The sequence below is a fragment of the Sphingobium sp. B2D3C genome, from assembly GCF_025961835.1.
Lineage (GTDB): Bacteria > Pseudomonadota > Alphaproteobacteria > Sphingomonadales > Sphingomonadaceae > Sphingobium.
The window spans coordinates 20,226-37,421 of sequence record NZ_JAOQOK010000001.1 but is presented as its reverse complement, the minus strand read 5'-3'; the positions used below and the strand labels follow the sequence as shown (position 1 = coordinate 37,421).

Sequence of the window (17,196 nt, the reverse complement as noted above, 5' to 3'; positions counted from 1 at the left end):
TCTGCGGCCTCATGCTCTGGCTCCGCCCATGAGCAAGATCGACCAACACCTCGCCGCGGAGAATATCTCCCTTCCGCAAGCCGCCGCCCCCGTCGCCGCTTATGTGGCTGCGGTGCAGACCGGCAACCTGCTGCACATCAGCGGCCAGCTGCCCTTCGCAGCCGATGGCGCCCTGATGAAAGGCAAGATCGGCGGCGAGCGCGATCTCGACTGGGGCGTCGCGGCTGCAGAACGCTGCGCGCTGATGCTGGTGGCGCAGATGAAAGCGGCGCTGGGGGGCGATCTCGACCGGGTCGAGCGCATCGTGAAGCTCGGCGCCTTTGTCGCAAGCACCGCTGAGTTCACCGATCAGCCCAAGGTCGCCAATGGTGCCTCGGAAATGATGGTCCGCATCTTCGGCGATGCCGGCCGCCACGCCCGCAGCGCCGTGAGCGTGCCGGTGCTGCCGCTGGATGCATCGGTGGAAATCGACGCCATCGTGCAGATTCGCGACTGAGCTACCGCGCCCGGCCGGCATGTTGGCGGCCTTGGGTGCGATGGACCTGCGGGCACTGGCAATTTCGCGCCAGACGCCCCATGTTCCGCACGTGCTGCACGACGTCGCTCCGTTTCGCTCTCCGCCCTCCTTGGCGCACCGAGAGGCGCCGTCCTCATGAGCGACGCGCTGACCGTCCACCTCACCCAATCCGTCGCGGCGCTGGACAAGGCGCAGTGGGACGCTTGCGCCGGCCCGGATAATCCCTTCGTCAGCCACGACTTCCTCTCCACCCTGGAAGAATCGGGCAGCGTCGGCCCCGGCACGGGATGGTCGCCAGCGCCGATCACCATTCAGGACGGCAGCGGCAAGCTGATCGCCGCAGCGCCGGCCTATCTCAAGGGCCATAGCCAGGGCGAATATGTCTTCGACCATGGCTGGGCGGACGCCTGGGAGCGTGCGGGCGGGCAATATTATCCCAAGCTGCAGATCGCCGCGCCCTTCTCCCCCGTGCCGGGCCCGCGCCTGCTCCTGCGCGACGCCAGCAAAGGCCCCTCGCTGATCGCGGGCATCGAGGCGGTAGTCGACCAGAATGAACTATCCTCCGCCCACGCGACCTTCATCACGCCGGAGGAATGCGCGCTGTACCGCGCGGCGGGATGGCTCATCCGCCAGGGCAGCCAGTTCCACTGGGCCAATGAAGGCTATGCCAGCTTCGATGATTTTCTCGCCCGTCTCTCCAGCCGCCACCGCAAGGATCTGCGCAAGGAGCGGGCCAAGGCGCAGGCCGGGCTGGACATCCGCCACCTGACCGGCGACGCCATCGAGGAGCAACATTGGGATGCCTTCTGGGATTTCTACCAGGATACCGGCAGCCGCAAATGGGGCCGCCCCTATCTCACCCGCGCCTTCTTCTCGCTGCTCGGCGCGCGCATGGCGGACCGGGTTCTGCTGATCTTCGCCTATCGTAACGGACGGCCGATTGCCGGGGCCCTCAACCTCATCGGCGGCGATGCGCTGTACGGGCGTTACTGGGGTTGCAACGAGGAGGTGCCGTTCCTCCACTTCGAGCTTTGCTATTATCAGGCGATCGACGCCGCCATTGCGCGGGGCCTTGCCCGCGTCGAGGCCGGCGCACAGGGCGAGCACAAGCTCTCGCGCGGCTATCGGCCGGTGCCGACCTATTCAGCGCATTACATCCCGCATCCCGATTTCAGGCGCGCCGTGGCGGACTTCGTCGAGCGTGAGGCCGCCGCCGTCGCGGATGAACGCGAATGGCTGGATGAACGCGCGCCGTTCCGCAAGGGCGGAGACGCGGGCTAAAGCCGATCAGGCCGCGACGCGCTGACTGGTCTCGATCGTCCAGGCGCGCGCGAGGCGCTGGGCCTCGGCGATTTCCCGTGCGGTCATTTCTTCGGCGATTTCAGCGCGACAGGTCTGTGCCTCGCGGCTGCCTGCCTGTGCGGCGAGATTGAACCAGCGATGCGCTTCGACAAGATCGACGGACAGGCCGCCGGTGCCGCAACTATAGGCCACGCCAAGATCGAAACAGGCCTGCGCATTGCCGAGCGCGGCGCGCACGCGGCTTTCGATCAGGACCTTGGCATTGTTCATGCTTGTACCCACGAATTCCCCCCAAAAACAGGTTCGCGATACCGCAACCAAGCACGCCAGCTCTTGCGAAATGGTTAACGTAGCAGAAGGGATGTTTGCGCCCGGATTTGCTCGGGCATGTCTTCAGGGGTGGATGGGGATATTGTCGATCAGGCGCGTGCTGCCAATCCGCGCCGCCACCAGCAGGCGGGCGGGCCGGTCCAGCCGGGTCATCGGCTCCAGCGTGTCAGCATCGCTGAGCAGGAAATAATCGACCAAATCGAAGCCCGAATCGAGCAGGTAGCGGATCGCCCAGGCCTGCACGGCGGCAACATCCTCGCCGGCGCTGATGCCTTCCCCGGCCCCCACCAGCGTCTCAGGTAAGGCCGCCGCGCGCACGCGCTGGTCGGCAGTGAGATAGGCGTTGCGGGACGAGAGAGCGAGGCCGTCATGGTCGCGCTGCGTCTCGACGCCGACGATCTCTACCCCCAGGTCAAGATCGCGCGTCATCCGCCGGATGATGGCAAGCTGCTGATAATCCTTCTCGCCGAAACAGGCGATGTCCGGCCGGACCTGATTGAAGAGCTTGGTGACCACCGTCGCCACACCCTCGAAATGGCCTGGCCGCCATTCGCCGTCCAGCCGCGCGGAGAGGCCATCGACATTCACATGGCTGGTGAAGCCGGCAGGGTACATGGTCGCGACGTCCGGCAGCCACAGGGCGGCAACGCCCGCCTGCGCCAGCATCGCCGCATCGCTCTCCTCGCGGCGGGGATAGGCCGACAGATCTTCATTGGGGCCGAACTGGGTGGGATTGACGAAGATCGACGCGACGACATGGCTCGCCCGGCGCCGCGCTTCCGCGATCAGCGCCATGTGCCCAGCGTGCAGCGCACCCATGGTGGGGACGAAGGCAATGCGGCCCGCATCCGCCCGCAGCGAGGCGAGACCGGTTCTGAGCGAGGGAAGGTCACGGAAGATTTGCACGCGGCACGAGGCTCCGATAAGGCCGGCGGAGAAGGTCGGGGCTGGCTTCGCTTGTCCTGACCGGACGGTCAAGAGGCCGTAACCACCCAGGAAGAGTTTCGACCCAGCCCATGTCCAGCGCCGCGCCGCATCTCATCGTCTTTGCCAATGAAAAGGGTGGCACAGGCAAATCCACCACCTGCGTCCACACCGCCGTCGCGCTGGCTGCGCAGGACGTGTCCGTGGCCCTGATCGATCTCGATCACCGGCAGCGCACCTCTGCCCGCTACCTTGAGAATCGCGAGGCGACCGCGCGCCGCCGTGAGGTGGACCTGCCCTCCCCCAGCTACGCCGTTTATGATGGCGACAGCACGGCGGGCCTCAACGAGGCGATCGCCAAGGCCGCCAGCCAGGCGCAGGTCGTCATCATCGACACGCCCGGCCGCGATGATCCGATGGCGCGTTATGCCGCGGCGGCGGCGAACACGCTCGTCACGCCGATGAACGACAGCTTTGTCGATTTCGACCTCATCGGGCAGGTCGATCCTGAGAATTTCAAGGTCAAGCGGCTGAGCTTCTACTCGGAGCTGATGTGGGAAACCCGCAAGACCCGCGCGAAGGCCGATGGCGCCTCGATCGACTGGGTGGTGCTGCGTAACCGCCTGCATCACATGGAAGCGCGCAACCAGAAGCGCGTCGGCGATGCGCTCTCGGAACTCGCCCGCCGCGTGGGCTTCCGCGTCATTCCCGGGCTGTCCGAGCGCGTGATCTTCCGCGAACTTTTCCCCTCGGGCCTGACTTTGCTCGATCGCGGCCATCTCGGTGAGCTCGGCGTCAGCCATCTGGCGGCACGGCAGGAACTGCGCGAGATGATCGCCGGCCTTGCGCTGCCGATGCTCGGCGGGGCTCCCCAGAAAAAGAGCGCCGCCTGAGGCATGCTGCTGCTCGCTGTCGCACTGGGCGGGCTGGGCTTCTGGTTCTGGTACCGCCTCCGCAAGAGCGGGCGCAAGGTGCCGGCGGCCTGGCTGGGCATCGCCGGCACGCTGATCGGCACGATCATGATGACCAAGGGCATGGCGGTGACAGGCGCGCTGGTCGCGACCGTCTCCGGCCTGTGGCTGCGCTTTGGGGACAGTCTGGTAGGCGGGGGCGCGCCCTCTCCCGCTCCCCTGAGCGCGCGCGATCTCAGCCGGGCGGAAGCGGCCGACCTGCTTGGCGTGTCGATCAATGCCAGCCGCGACGAGATCATCGCCGCGCATCGCAAGCTCATCGCCAGAAATCATCCGGACGCCGGCGGATCGCCCGGCCTCGCCGCGCGGATCAATGCTGCGCGTGATACGTTGCTAAAATCGCAAGAAACATAAGCTAGTCGGTTCGCTTTCCTTCGACCTTCTCCGGGACTTTTCATGACGCATCAATTCCATCCGACCACGCTGCGCGAATATGACATTCGCGGCATCATCGACGAAACGCTGGGCGAGGCGGATGCCTATGCCATCGGCCGGGGCTTCGGCACGCGTGTCGCGCGGCTCGGCGGACGGGCCGTCGCGGTCGGCTATGACGGGCGCCTCTCCTCGCCGATGCTGGAAGAAGCGCTGGTGCGCGGCCTCAATGACAGCGGCATTCACGCGGTCCGCATCGGTCTCGGCCCGACGCCGATGCTCTATTATGCCGAGGCGGTGCTGGATGTGGACGGTGGCATCCAGATCACCGGCAGCCACAACCCGGCCAATTACAATGGCTTCAAGATGGTGCTCCAGAAAGGCCCCTTCTTCGGCAAGGACATCCAGAGCCTCGGCACGATGGCGGCCGCGGGCGACTGGGTCGAAGGCAGCGCCGGCAGCGAGCAGGTCGACATTCTCGACCGTTACGTCGCCCGGTTGATGGAAGGCTTTGACGGGCAGGCCTACAAGATCGGTTGGGATGCCGGCAACGGCGCCGCCGGCCCGGTGATCGACCGGCTGGTGAAGCTGCTGCCCGGCGAGCACCACACGCTGTTCACCGATGTCGACGGCAATTTCCCGAATCACCACCCGGACCCCACCGAGGAGAAGAACCTTGTCGACCTGCGCGCGCTGGTCGCGGAGAAGGGCCTCGATTTCGGCCTCGCCTTCGATGGCGATGGTGACCGGATCGGCGCCATCGATGGCGAAGGGCGCATCATCTGGGGCGACCAGCTTCTTGCCATCCTCGCCGAGCCGGTGCTCACCGCTGAACCGGGCGCCACGATCATCGCCGATGTGAAGGCCAGCCAGGCGCTGTTCGACCGGGTGGCGGAACTGGGCGGTAAGCCGCTGATGTGGAAAACCGGCCACAGCCTCGTCAAATCCAAGATGAAGGAGACGGGTAGCCCGCTCGCTGGCGAGATGAGCGGCCACATCTTCTTCAAGCACGAATATTATGGCTTCGACGACGCCCTGTACGCGGCCGTTCGCCTGATTCGCGCTGCCAGCACGCTGGGGCGCAGTGTAACGCAGCTGCGCGGTGCCATGCCGGCCATGGTCAACACACCGGAGCTGCGTTTCCAGGTCGATGAGAGCCGCAAATTCGCCGTGATCGAGGAAGTGCTGCGCCGACTCGCAGAATCCGGTGCGACGATCGATTCCACGGATGGCGCGCGCGTCACCACGCCGGACGGCTGGTGGCTGCTGCGTGCGTCCAACACACAGGACGTTCTGGTCGCCCGCGCGGAGGCGCGCGACGCCGACGCGCTGGACCGCCTGCTGGCGCAAGTCGATGAACAGCTTGCACTTTCTGGTCTGGAGCGTGGTCCCGCCGCTGGGCATTAACGTCAACCAGATGCGTAGACTGAAGAGGTCGATTGCAAATTGTGCAATCAACACTCTTCATTTCGCAATTGCAGGAAATTCGTATGTAACGCATACAGTTCCTGCCTTTCAGGCATCCTCTCCTAAAACTTCCAGGCCGTCCTTCGGGGCGGCCTTTTTTTTGGCTGACCGCCCGCCATCCGCCACGCAGCGAGGCGCGCCGAACCGGCTGCGCGGCCAGCCGCGAAACTCAGGCGGCGCCCATGCGTTTAATGGGTTTGGAAAATAGGAGAGAAACATGGGCAGCCTCTGGAGCCTCATGACCGTTGTCGGGCCAGTCCTGTTTGCCGCGGTGCTGGTCTACGCAATCTGGCGCAACAAGCGCGATACCAAACCGGGCGACGAAGCGCGAAGCGACCGCGCCGCGAAGGACCTGCGCGACAGTCTCGACCGTGAAGACAAGCGCCGGGATGGTAAGGAGCCCTCTTCCACGCGGGCTTGAGTAAGCATGGCGGGGCATCCACATTGAAGGCATGGCCCCCCGCGCGCACATGACCCCATCCCTGCCGCCCCTCATTACCGAATGGTTCGACCGGCGGGGCTGGTCCGTCCGTCGCCATCAACAGGCGATGCTGGAGGCAGCGCAGGCGGGGCGCCATGCTCTGCTCGTCGCGCCCACAGGAGCCGGCAAAACGCTCGCCGGCTTCCTGCCCACGCTGGCCGACCTCGCGGAGGCGCCGACAGAAGGCCTGCACAGCCTCTATATCTCCCCGCTCAAGGCGCTGGCCGTGGATGTGCAGCGCAACCTGCTCACGCCCGTCAGCGAGATGGGCCTGCCCATCCGCATCGAGACGCGCAGTGGCGATACGCCGTCCGATCGCAAGGCCCGGCAGCGGGCCAAGCCGCCTCACATCCTGCTCACGACGCCCGAATCGCTCTCCCTGCTGCTGAGCTACCCGGACGCGGACCTGATCTTCGCGTCCCTTAAAACCGTCATCATCGATGAGATCCATGCCTTTGCGAGCGGCAAGCGCGGCGATCTGCTCGCCCTGACCCTCGCTCGCCTGCAGAGCATCGCCCCCGGCCTGCGCCGCGTCGGCCTGTCGGCAACCGTAGGCGACCCCGATGCGTATCGACGGTGGCTGGCGCCCGCCGGCGCGCAGGCGGAAGTGGCGCTGGTCGAAGGCGAGCCGGGCGCCGCGCCGGACCTCACTATTCTCATGCCGCAGGACCGCGTGCCCTGGTCCGGCCACAGCGGCAAATATGCGGCGGGGCAGGTGATCGACATCATCCGCCAGCACCGCATGACGCTGGTGTTCTGCAACACGCGCGGTCTGGCTGAACTCATCTTTCAGGAATTGTGGGCGGAGAATGAGGATACCCTGCCCATCGGCATCCACCATGGCAGCCTCTCCCGCGAGGCGCGCCGCAAGGTGGAGGCCGCGATGGCGGCCGGCAAGCTGCGCGGCCTTGTTGCCACCGCCAGTCTCGATCTGGGCATCGATTGGGGCGACATCGACTGCGTGATCCAGATGGGCGCGCCGAAGGGCAGCTCGCGCCTGCTCCAGCGGATCGGCCGCGCCAATCACCGGATGGATGAGCCGAGCAAGGCGATCGTCATCCCCGGCAACCGCTTTGAATATCTCGAAGCGCAGGCCGCTTGGGACGCCGTGATGAGCGGCGAGCGCGATGCCGACGATTTTCGCCCCGGCGCGCGCGATGTGCTGGCCCAGCACATCATGGGGCTCGCCTGCGCCGGCCCGCTCGATCCTGCCGCGTTACTTGCCGAAATCCGCACCGCCACGCCTTATGATTGGCTGGACGCGGCCCAGCTTGAGGACATTCTCCAGTTCGTCTCCACCGGTGGCTATGCCCTGCGCGCCTATGACCGGTTCCAGCGCCTCGTCCGCACGCCCGAAGGCCTCTGGCGCATTGCCCATCCCCGCCTTGCCCAGCAGCATCGGCTTAACGCCGGCATCATCGTGGATCAACCCGCGCTCGATGTGCGCTTCAGCAACGGTCGCAAGCTCGGCACGGTGGAGGAGAGCTTTGCCGCGACGCTCAGCCCGGGCGATCGCTTCTTCTTTTCCGGCCTCTCACTGGAGCTGGTCCGCCAGACCGAGGCCGAGCTGTTCGTCAAGGCGACATCCCAGCAGGCCCGCATTCCAAGCTGGGGCGGCACGCGCATGGCAATGTCGACGCATCTGGCCGGCCGCGTGCGCGCTTTCCTGGCCGACCCGACGCAATGGAACCGCTTCCCGCCCGATGTTCATGAATGGCTGGCGATGCAGGCGGTCCGCTCCGTCCTGCCGCAGCCCGAGCAGTTGCTGGTCGAGACCTTCCCGCATGAGGGGCTGCATCACATGGTGGTCTACAGTTTCGAGGGGTGGAATGCGCATCAGTCGCTCGGCATGCTGCTCACCCGCCGCATGGAAGAGCGCGGCCTCAAGCCCGTCGGCTTCGTGTCCAACGATTATGCGCTAGCCGTCTACGGCCTGGAGCCGGTCACAGACCCTCGACCGCTGTTTTCCGCCGACATTCTCGACCGCGAGTTCATCGCCTGGGTCGAGGAAAGCAGCCTGCTCAAGCGGGCCTTTCGCGACGTCGCGGTGATCTCCGGCCTCATCGAACGCCAGCAGCCGGGCGCGCGCAAGACCGGGCGGCAGGTCAGCTTCTCGACCGACCTCATCTACGATGTGCTGCGCCGCTATGAGCCGGAACATCTGCTGCTCAAGGCCGCCTGGGCCGATGCCCGCGCGCGCATGACTGACGTGGGGCGCCTTGGTGAGCTGATCGACCGGGCCAGCGCCACCATGCTGCACAAGCCGCTCGACCGGGTGAGCCCGCTGGCCGTGCCGGTGCTGATCATGATCGGGCGCGAGCATGTGGCCGGCCCCCAGACCGACGACAGCCTGCTCGCGGAGGCCGAATCGCTCGCCCGCATTGCCATGACGCCCGACGCGCCGCCCAGCTAGCATCGCCTGCGCCCGCCTCGATCCTTTTGGCGGGACCACAAAATCGTGATAAGCTGCCCGTCTTGGGAGACCTTGGGGATGGTTTTCGGCTCGACGCTTCGGCTGACCCTGGCAAAGGCTGTAATCACGGCCGCTGCGGCTTTGACCGGGCCGTTCGGCATCGCCAGCCAAATCCCGAGCGCGAGCGACCATTTCGTCATCGCGCCGCGTGGTCCTGAGATACCGGTCGATCCCAGCACCTTCGACCTCAACGAGCCGGTCATGCCCATCGGCGGCGATCCGGGGATGCGGATGACCATGCCGGTGCGGATCGGCGAGCGCGGCCCTTATCCGTTCATGATCGATACCGGCTCCCAGCGCACCATCATCGCCACGGAGCTGGCAACGCGGCTGATGCTGCCGCCGCTCCAGCCGGTCGAGATCATCAGCATGGCCGGGCGCGTCACGGTCTCATCCGTTCAATTGAGCGATCTGCGCTTTGGCGATCATGCGGTCAGTTCGCTCGCCGCGCTCACTATCGCTCGCGCGGACATGGGGAGCCTGGGGATCATCGGGCTGGACAGCCTCGCGGACAAGCGCCTCATCCTCGACTTCAACCAGCGCCGCATGGAAGTCAGCCGCAGCCGCCGCTCATCCGCCGTGCGTGACGAGAAGGACGCCATCGTGGTGCGAGCACGCAGCCGCTATGGCCAGCTGATCCTGATGAACTCGCGGGTGGATGGGCGTAAGGTAGACGTGATCCTCGACACCGGTGCCGAGCAGAGCGTCGGCAACATGGCGCTGTTCCGCAGCCTCAAGGCCAAGCGGCTGGTGGTGCCGCCAACGCCCACTGTGCTGACCAGCGTCACCGGCGTCGACGTGCCGGCCCAGTTCGCCGTCGTCCGCCAACTCACCATCGGCGACGCGACGCTCGACAATGTGCCGATGCTGTTCCTGGATGCCGCGCCCTTTACCGAGCTTGGTCTGGGCGAGCGGCCCGCCATGCTGCTCGGCATGGGAATGCTGCGCCTGTTCGACCGGATCGCGATCGATTTCGGCCAGCGGCATGTCGATTTCCACCTCGCCGGCGGCGATGCCCGGCGACGGGGCAGGCTAGACTTCGCCGAGACCGGCGCAGCGGACGCAAGCGGGCGCTGAGCCTCCCTCATCCGCGCCTCCGGCAAGCGGTTGCCCGCAGGCCGGGCACAGCGCGGCCGGGACGACCTGCTCGCCATGGGTAATCCCGACGCGCTCATCGAACAGGAAGCAGGCGCCGTCCCACAGGCTGGCGGCCTCCTCGACCTCAGCGAGATAGGCGAGGATGCCGCCCTTGAGGTGATAGACCTCCTCGAAACCCTGCGCGCGGGCATAGGCTGTCGACTTCTCGCAGCGTATGCCGCCGGTGCAATACATCGCGATCCGGGGTTTGCGGCCTTCCGCGCGCCACTGCGCCGCCTGCGCATCGAACCAGTCCGGGAAGTCGCCGAAGCTCGCCGTCATGGGATCGACGGCGCCGGCGAACCGCCCCAGCGCCACCTCATAATCATTGCGGGTGTCGATGAGGATCGTGTCCGGATCGCTGATCAGCGCGTTCCACTGCGCCGGCGGCACATGCGTGCCCGCGCCCTGCGCGGCATCGACACCGGGCCGGCCCATGGTCACGATCTCGGGCTTTACCTTCACTTTCCAGCGCGCGAACGGATGCCGCTCCGTGCTGTGCAGGCGCGGCGCCAGGGGCGCGAAACCCGGCTCGGCGCGCAGGCGCTCGAACAGGCGCTCCACCGCATCGGCCGACCCCGCGATGGTGCCGTTCATGCCCTCCTGCGCGAGGATGATAGAGCCGGAGAGGTCCAGTGTGGCGCCCAGCGCGCGCAGTTCGGTCGCGAGTGCCTCCGGGTCGGGCAAGGGCGCGAAGCGGTAGAAAGCGGCGACGGTCAGCAGGGATACGGGTTCGTGCGACATGCGCGCGCGCCTACACCAGCCGAGCGGGGAGGGCCAGAGCCTGCGGGCCATCGCAAAAGTTCCACTTTTGTTCAACTGCCCGATTGCGCCATGCCCGCTGCGACGGCATAGCAGGGCCATGAGGTCGTCCCCACTCATCGATCAACCCATGCCGCGCGCGGCAGGCTGTGGCCCGGCCTTCAGCTTTGCCGGCCAGAGCTGGCAGGCTTTGCCCCAAGGTGCTTTGTTCTGGCAGGAGCGGGCCGCGCTCATCGTTGCCGATCTTCATTTCGAGAAGGCCAGCGCCTTCGCCCGGCGCGGCCAGATGCTGCCGCCTTATGATAGCCGCGCCACGCTGGATGCGCTGACGGCGGTGATCGCCCTCACCCAACCGCGGGAGATCTGGTGCCTGGGGGACAGCTTCCACGATGGCGGCGCGCACGAGCGGATGAGCGGCGAGACGCGCGCGCGGATCGCGCAGCTGACGGCCACCTATCGCTGGACCTGGATCACCGGCAATCACGATCCCCTCGGCGCCTCGGGCGTTGATTCGCCGCTGGGGGGTGAAAATCGGGCGGAAGCGCTCGTGGATGGCGTCATATTGCGCCATGAAGCCATGCCCGGTGAGGCCCGACCGGAAATTTCCGGACATTTTCATCCCAAGTTGCGGATGAGCCTGCGCGGGCGGCATATCTCGCGGCGCTGCTTCGTGAAGGGCGGCAGCAAGATCATCGTGCCCGCCTTCGGAGCGTTCACCGGTGGCCTTGACGCAGCGTCACCGGCAATCGCCTCTCTTGTCGGCCGGAACAGCGAAGCGCTTATCGCGTTGGAGGATCGGCTGCTGCGTTTCGCTCTTTGGCGATAAGCGGCCTCCGCCGACTGTAACCCTTATGCAACAAACCGCTAAATCCCGGAAATGAGGGAGTTGCGCCCTATGGCTATTGGCATATGCTCTCGAATAACCGGCACAAATGCCGGACCGGACAAACGTGCAGGAGAGCGAATGATGCCCAAGCCATCCCTCATTGCGTCTGCCAGTGTTGCCGCACTGCTATGCGCCCTTGCGACCCCCGCCTTTGCTCAGGACGCCAGCGATGCGACCGCGCAGAGCGGCGATGAGAGCAATATGGGCGAGATCATCGTCACCGCCACGCGGCGCGCCAGCCCGCTCTCGGATGTGCCGATCGCCGTCTCAGCCGTGACCGCCCAATCGTTGCAGAACAGCGGCGCGAACGACATTCGCCAGCTCAACCAGCTTGCGCCCTCGCTGCTCGTCTCCTCCACCGGATCGGAAGCCAATGGCGCCGCGCGCATCCGTGGTGTCGGCACGGTGGGCGACAATCCGGGTCTGGAAAGCTCGGTCGCGGTGTTCATCGACGGCGTCTATCGCTCCCGCACGGGCGCGGGCTTGACCGATCTCGGCGAGATCGAGCGGGTGGAAGTGCTGCGCGGCCCGCAAGGCACGCTATTCGGGCGCAATGCCTCGGCCGGCCTGCTCAACATCGTCAGCAAGGCGCCGGAATTCCAATGGGGCGGCAGCGCGGAAGCCAGCTTCGGCAATTATGAAGCGTGGCGGCTCGCCGGGCGGATCACCGGTCCGCTGAGCGAGACGATCGCCGCCAGCATCGACGGCGTCTATTCGCGGCGCGACGGGTTCCTGAACATCGTGGATGCCTCGGGCGCCAAGATCGGCGACACCAATGACCGCAACCGCTATTTCCTGCGCGGGCAGCTGCTCTTCGAGCCCTCGGATGCGCTCTCCGTCCGGCTGATCGGCGACTACACCAACCGCGACGAAAGCTGCTGCGGCGCTGTCTATATCGACACCGGCGAGGAAGTGGGCAGCTCGCCCACCAATTATACGCAGAACGCCACCAACCGCATCGTCACGATCCTGAGCGCGCTCGGCACGCGCTTCCCCAATGGCCCCACGCCCTATGCCCAGGACCCCTATCAGCGGAACATCAGCATCACGCCGGGCCGGGACTATGTGAGCAAGCTGGAGGATTGGGGTCTCTCGGGCGAGATCAATTATGATTTCGGCAATGCCAAGCTGACCAGCATCACTGCCTATCGCGACTACAAGTCATCCGACTATGGCGATTATGATTATTCCACCGCCGACCTGCTCTATCGTGACCCAGGCACCTTCCGCCAGTTCCGCACCTTCACGCAGGAATTGCGCCTGCAGGGTTCGGCGCTGGGCGGCATGCTCGACTGGCTGGTGGGCGGCTATTACGCCAACGAGAAGCTGACGCTGCGCGACAACATCCGCTTCGGCGCTGATTATGGCCGCTTCGCAGCCTGCCGCCTGATGGCCGGCACCGGCGCCGCCAGCAACCTCTCACCCGCCCAGCTGAGCCTGTGCGCCGCGCCGATCGACGGCAACGCGCTCACGCCGGACGTCGGCAACCTGATCAGCGCAACGCAAGCCAGTCTGAATGCCGGCCTCTATGCCTCCATCTACGCCCGGGCGATCGGCCAGGGTGCCTCGCCAACGGTGGCCAATGCGACGGCAACAGCGCAGGCGGGCGCGATTTCGGGTGGCCTCGGTACCGGCCTTACCGCGCTGGCGACCATCCCCAACGGGGCCGGCGATACCGACAGCCGCTATTATCAGCGCAGCGAGAACTGGGCGCTGTTCACCCACAACATCATCCATCTCACCGATGCGCTCGATCTGACCCTGGGCGTGCGCTACACGCGCGAGACCAAGCGCTTCTCGGGCGATCTCAACAATAACAACGCGACCTGCGCCGCGTTACAGGCCTCCGCCCTGCCGGGCATCGCGACCAATCCGGCGCTCGGCTCGGCCGCGCAGCTGGCCGGCGGCATCCTGACGCTCGGCTGCTTGGGCAATGCCAGCACCGGCCTCAACACGCTCGACCTGCAGGACCGGCAGACCGAGGGCAAATTCTCGGGAACTGCCGTTCTCTCCTACAAGGTCGGCGGCGGCCTGATGGTCTATGGCGGCTATTCGCGCGGCTATAAGGCGGGCGGCTACAATCTGGACCGGTTCGAGTTGGGCAATACCGGGGTCGGCACCGGCATCGCGCCGATCACTTACTTCTCGCCACGCAGCAATGCCGATGCGGCGAGCCTCGCCTTCGGCGCGGAGACGGTCGACGCTTACGAGATCGGCCTCAAATATGCGCGCCGCGAATGGGGCTTCAACCTCGCCGCCTTCCGGCAGGCGTTCAGCAACTTCCAGCTCAACACCTTCAACGGCACCAGCTTCGTCGTCCAGAACATCAATGGCTGCGATGGCGCCAAGGCCGCGAACGGCACCTGCGCCGAGACCAAGCCCGGCCTCATCAGCCAGGGCGTCGAGATCGAGGCCTATGTCCAGCCGGTTCGCTCGCTGCGCGCCACGGCGGGGGTAACCTATACCCGCGCCAAGTTCGCCGACCAACTCGTCGGCAATGCGGATGGCTCGGTGCCGCTCGATCCCGCGCTGTTCCTGCTCGAAGGGCAGGATAACAGCAACGCGCCGCGCTGGGTGGCGACCAGCAGCATTGCCTGGACACCGGAGCTGGGCGGCGGCTTCAGCGGCCTCGTCTATGTCGATAACCGGATCACCGGCGACTATAACACCGGCTCGGACCTCTATCCCGAGAAGGCGCAGGACGGCTACATCGTCACCAATGCCCGCATCGGCCTGCGCGGTCCGGGACAGGCCTGGGCCATCGAGCTGTGGGCGCAGAATCTGTTCGACAGCGATTACAGCCAGGTCGCCTTCAACAGCCCGCTGCAAAGCTCCAGCCCCAATCACCAGTCGCGCGCGCAACTGGGTCGGTTCGGCGCCATGTCGAACCAGCTCTTCTCGGCCTATCTCGCCGAGCCGCGCACTTATGGCATCACGGTGCGCAGCCGCTTCTGAGCGGGCATAGCCAGAACGACGGAAGGGCGCGGTGCGAGCCGCGCCCTTCGACGTTTTTCACAGATCAAGAACGCGGTCGCTCAGGCGGTATAGCGATGCAGGCTACGCCCTTCAGCGCGCAGCCAGGCGCGGGCCGCATCCGGGCACACCGGTGAAATCGCGCGCACCAGCGCATGGAATTCAGGGCCGTGGTGCATATGCTCCAGATGCGCGACCTCGTGCGCCACGGTGGCCAGCCGCACATGCGGGGGCGCCAGAATCAGCCGCCAACTGTAGCGGATGTTGCCATCCACCGAGCAACTACCCCAACGCGCGCGGGGATCGCCAATTGCCACCTGACGCAGCGGCAGGCCGTGCCGGGTCGCGAGGGCCTGCGTTTCGGTCGTCAGTGCCGTGCGCGCGTGCGTTTTGAGCCAGCGCAGCGCCCGTGCACCCGCCAGATCGACCGGTCCGCCCACCAGTAGCTCGCCTTGCTCTGCCCGCACCTGCCGGGTACGCGCGCCGGTCGCAACGATGCGCAGCGGCGTGCCTTCAAAGGGCACGAGCGCGCCATCGGCCAGCGTGACAAGCCCGCCATTGCGGCCCCGCTGCCCCTCGATCCACTCCCCTTGTGCCCGGACCCAGTCCAAGGCGCGCGGCAGGGAGGCACGCGGGGGAATGGTCAGCAGGGCCCGGTCGCCCAGCTCATCGAACCGCAGCTTCATCCGCCGCGCTCGCCCGTGGCGCATTACGACGACGGACAGCGCCGCCCCGTCCGCCAGCGTCAGTCTGTGCTCAGAGCGCGCGGTCGACAATGTGATTTTCCAGATCGCCCGCGATCGTCTCGGAGATCGTCCAGCCGCGAATGCTCTGGCCGGCACGATGCACCGCCTCGCGATCCCCGCAGATCAGATAATGCCAGTCCGGCAAGGGCTCGTCATGGGCGCGCAGGCGATAGGCGCAGGTCTGTGGCAGCCACTCGATGTCCTGCAGATTGGCCCGGCTCAGCCGCAGGCAATCAGGCACGAACGCGCGGCGTTGGCGGTAATTGCTACACTGGGCGGTATCCCGATCCAGTAGTCGGCAGGCGACATTGGTCGGGTAAATGCGTCCGGTGTCGGCATCCTCCACCTTGTGCAAACAGCATTTGCCACAACCGTCGCACAGCGCCTCCCACTGCGCGCGATCAAGCGTTTCGAGAGGCTGCTCCCAGAAGCTCATCGGACATAATGGACGAGGAAATCGTGCACGCCCTTGGCCACCGTCTCATCCGCGGAAGCCAGTTCCTCGACCGGCACGAGCGCGATGGGCTTGCCATCCGGCCCGAACAGGAAGGGCGTGCGGGTGTGGTTGACGAGATAATCCTGCTTGGCGGCCTGATCGCCCTCTTTGCTGGCGACCACCACGAAGTCCGTTTTCACCTTCTCGATCTGCTCGGGCGTGCCCGTGAGGCCGATGAGCCGGGGATGGAAATGCGCGACATAGCCTTTCACCACTTCGACGGTGTCGCGCTCGGGATCGACGGTGATGAAGATCGGCTGGATCTTGGCCGCAACCTCGGGATGGTCCTTCTCCAGCATCCGGTAGCCGAGCATGATCCGGTTGAGGTCCAGCGGGCACACATCCGGGCAGAAGGTGTAGCCGAAATAGACGAGGCGATATTTGCCCTGGAAATCCGCCCAGCGCACGCTCTTGCCATTCTGGTCGGTCAGCGTGAAATCCCCGCCGATCCGGGCGCCGACGAGATTGCCCTCGGCAGGGAGCGACTCACTGCCGCCGGCCTGGTTGCCGCCGCTCTGGCCCTGGCAAGCGGCCAGCGCCAAGCCGATGGAAAGCGCGAGGATTTTTTTGCAGGCTTTATTCATGACAGGGCCAGCCATGCCCTGCTATTGGAGCCAAGGCAACTGCTTGAGACGAACGCAAGGCGAAGGGGTACAGGGTGAAGATCGATCGGCGCAGGGGAATGTTGGTCCGCATGGGCAGCCCACTGGCGCTCGCGCTGGCGCCGCTGATCGGCGCGGTGACGGCACAGCCCGCCATGGCGCAATTCTCCGACAGCTACCGCTTCCTCGAGGCGGTGCGCAAAGGCGATACCGCCAAGATTGCCGAAGTGCTCGAAACCCCCGGCGTCACCCCGATCAACACCAAGGATCGCACCAGCGGCGAGACCGCATTGCTGATCGTGGTCGGCCAACGCAGCGTGATGATGACCAATTATCTGCTCTCCAAGGGCGCGCGCGCGGACCTGACCGACAATAACGGCCGCACGCCCCTGATGCTCGCCGTGGAACGCCGCTTCGTGGAAGGCGCGCAGCTGCTGCTCGCCCACAAGGCCGATCCCAACCAGACCAACAGCAGCGGCGAAACCCCGCTGATCCGCGCGGTGCAGATGCGCGATATGGAGATGGTGCGGCTGCTCGTCACCAATGGTGCCGACCCGCTGCGCCGCGATCGCCTCGCCGGCATGTCGGCGCTCGATTACGCAAAGGCCGGCGCGCCGATGAGCGGCCTGATCGATCTGCTCAACAGCGCGGAAAAGCCCAAGGTCAGCGGCGCCGTGCAAGGCCCGCGCCTCTAGGCCACCGCCTGACGCTCACAGGACAAGCTGCCTGGCCCGGCCCGCATCGCAAGCGGGACCGG

The 17,196-nt window shown here is 66.0% G+C and carries 17 protein-coding genes; 11 read left to right on the top strand and 6 right to left on the bottom strand.

Going from position 1 to position 17,196, the window contains the following annotated elements:
* The first annotated feature begins 28 nt into the window (after window positions 1-28).
* Both M2339_RS00110 and M2339_RS00105 read left to right on the top strand, forming a co-directional pair.
* Complete coding sequence (locus tag M2339_RS00110; RefSeq protein WP_264571932.1) at window positions 29-496, top strand: RidA family protein; 468 nt, start codon at window positions 29-31, stop codon at window positions 494-496.
* Between the two features lie 156 nt (window positions 497-652).
* Entirely contained in the window at window positions 653-1,798 is a 1,146-nt protein-coding gene (locus M2339_RS00105) for a GNAT family N-acetyltransferase (protein WP_264587915.1), read from the top strand.
* A 6-nt stretch (window positions 1,799-1,804) separates the two neighbouring features.
* On the opposite strand, the gene M2339_RS00100 is transcribed toward M2339_RS00105, so the two are convergent.
* On the bottom strand, window positions 1,805-2,101 hold the full coding sequence (locus M2339_RS00100; RefSeq protein WP_264587916.1) for a hypothetical protein: 297 nt from the start codon (window positions 2,099-2,101) through the stop codon (window positions 1,805-1,807).
* A 111-nt stretch (window positions 2,102-2,212) separates the two neighbouring features.
* Window positions 2,213-3,055, bottom strand: coding sequence for a pantoate--beta-alanine ligase (gene panC, locus M2339_RS00095; RefSeq protein ID WP_264587917.1), 843 nt, complete (start codon window positions 3,053-3,055; stop codon window positions 2,213-2,215).
* A gap of 110 nt (window positions 3,056-3,165) precedes the next feature.
* Between panC and M2339_RS00090 the strand changes: the two genes are divergently transcribed.
* The 6 genes from M2339_RS00090 to M2339_RS00065 all read left to right on the top strand — a co-directional run bounded on the left by M2339_RS00090 (window position 3,166) and on the right by M2339_RS00065 (window position 9,914).
* The gene (locus M2339_RS00090) at window positions 3,166-3,966 is read left to right on the top strand and encodes a division plane positioning ATPase MipZ (RefSeq protein WP_181558565.1); all 801 of its coding nucleotides are present in this window, start codon (window positions 3,166-3,168) and stop codon (window positions 3,964-3,966) included.
* A 3-nt stretch (window positions 3,967-3,969) separates the two neighbouring features.
* Window positions 3,970-4,398 carry a molecular chaperone DnaJ gene (locus M2339_RS00085; RefSeq protein WP_264587918.1) on the top strand — a complete coding sequence of 143 codons (429 nt, stop codon included), beginning with the start codon at window positions 3,970-3,972 and terminating at the stop codon, window positions 4,396-4,398.
* Window positions 4,399-4,440: 42 nt separating this feature from the next.
* Window positions 4,441-5,823 carry a phosphoglucomutase/phosphomannomutase PgmG gene (gene pgmG, locus M2339_RS00080; protein ID WP_264587919.1) on the top strand — a complete coding sequence of 461 codons (1,383 nt, stop codon included), beginning with the start codon at window positions 4,441-4,443 and terminating at the stop codon, window positions 5,821-5,823.
* A 277-nt stretch (window positions 5,824-6,100) separates the two neighbouring features.
* The gene (locus M2339_RS00075; RefSeq protein ID WP_264579837.1) at window positions 6,101-6,304 is read left to right on the top strand and encodes a hypothetical protein; all 204 of its coding nucleotides are present in this window, start codon (window positions 6,101-6,103) and stop codon (window positions 6,302-6,304) included.
* Window positions 6,305-6,353: 49 nt separating this feature from the next.
* Window positions 6,354-8,777, top strand: a complete 2,424-nt coding sequence (locus M2339_RS00070; protein WP_264587920.1) for a ligase-associated DNA damage response DEXH box helicase — start codon at window positions 6,354-6,356, stop codon at window positions 8,775-8,777.
* Window positions 8,778-8,855: 78 nt separating this feature from the next.
* A complete protein-coding gene (locus M2339_RS00065) occupies window positions 8,856-9,914 on the top strand; it encodes a retroviral-like aspartic protease family protein (protein ID WP_264587921.1) in 1,059 nt (352 codons plus the stop codon).
* Here the strand turns inward: M2339_RS00065 and M2339_RS00060 are convergent.
* Window positions 9,870-10,718, bottom strand: a complete 849-nt coding sequence (locus tag M2339_RS00060; protein ID WP_264587922.1) for a rhodanese-related sulfurtransferase — start codon at window positions 10,716-10,718, stop codon at window positions 9,870-9,872. The genes M2339_RS00065 and M2339_RS00060 overlap by 45 nt on opposite strands.
* A gap of 118 nt (window positions 10,719-10,836) precedes the next feature.
* Here M2339_RS00060 and pdeM point away from each other — a divergent pair, with 118 nt between their 5' ends.
* Both pdeM and M2339_RS00050 read left to right on the top strand, forming a co-directional pair.
* A complete protein-coding gene (pdeM, locus tag M2339_RS00055; protein ID WP_413714693.1) occupies window positions 10,837-11,562 on the top strand; it encodes a ligase-associated DNA damage response endonuclease PdeM in 726 nt (241 codons plus the stop codon).
* A 138-nt stretch (window positions 11,563-11,700) separates the two neighbouring features.
* A complete protein-coding gene (locus M2339_RS00050) occupies window positions 11,701-14,577 on the top strand; it encodes a TonB-dependent receptor (protein ID WP_264587923.1) in 2,877 nt (958 codons plus the stop codon).
* Window positions 14,578-14,657: 80 nt separating this feature from the next.
* Here the strand turns inward: M2339_RS00050 and M2339_RS00045 are convergent, their stop codons facing one another.
* Genes M2339_RS00045 through M2339_RS00035 form a run of 3 tightly spaced genes read right to left on the bottom strand, consistent with a single transcriptional unit; the run spans window position 14,658 to window position 16,421 of the window.
* Window positions 14,658-15,371, bottom strand: a complete 714-nt coding sequence (locus M2339_RS00045) for a M48 family metallopeptidase (RefSeq protein ID WP_264587924.1) — start codon at window positions 15,369-15,371, stop codon at window positions 14,658-14,660.
* Entirely contained in the window at window positions 15,352-15,777 is a 426-nt protein-coding gene (locus tag M2339_RS00040) for a YcgN family cysteine cluster protein (protein ID WP_264587925.1), read from the bottom strand. Before M2339_RS00040 ends, M2339_RS00045 begins: the two co-directional genes overlap by 20 nt.
* Window positions 15,774-16,421, bottom strand: a complete 648-nt coding sequence (locus tag M2339_RS00035; protein ID WP_413714691.1) for an SCO family protein — start codon at window positions 16,419-16,421, stop codon at window positions 15,774-15,776. Before M2339_RS00035 ends, M2339_RS00040 begins: the two co-directional genes overlap by 4 nt.
* Window positions 16,422-16,531: 110 nt before the next feature.
* Here M2339_RS00035 and M2339_RS00030 point away from each other — a divergent pair, with 110 nt between their 5' ends.
* Complete coding sequence (locus tag M2339_RS00030; RefSeq protein WP_264571918.1) at window positions 16,532-17,134, top strand: ankyrin repeat domain-containing protein; 603 nt, start codon at window positions 16,532-16,534, stop codon at window positions 17,132-17,134.
* Window positions 17,135-17,196: the final 62 nt, after the last annotated feature.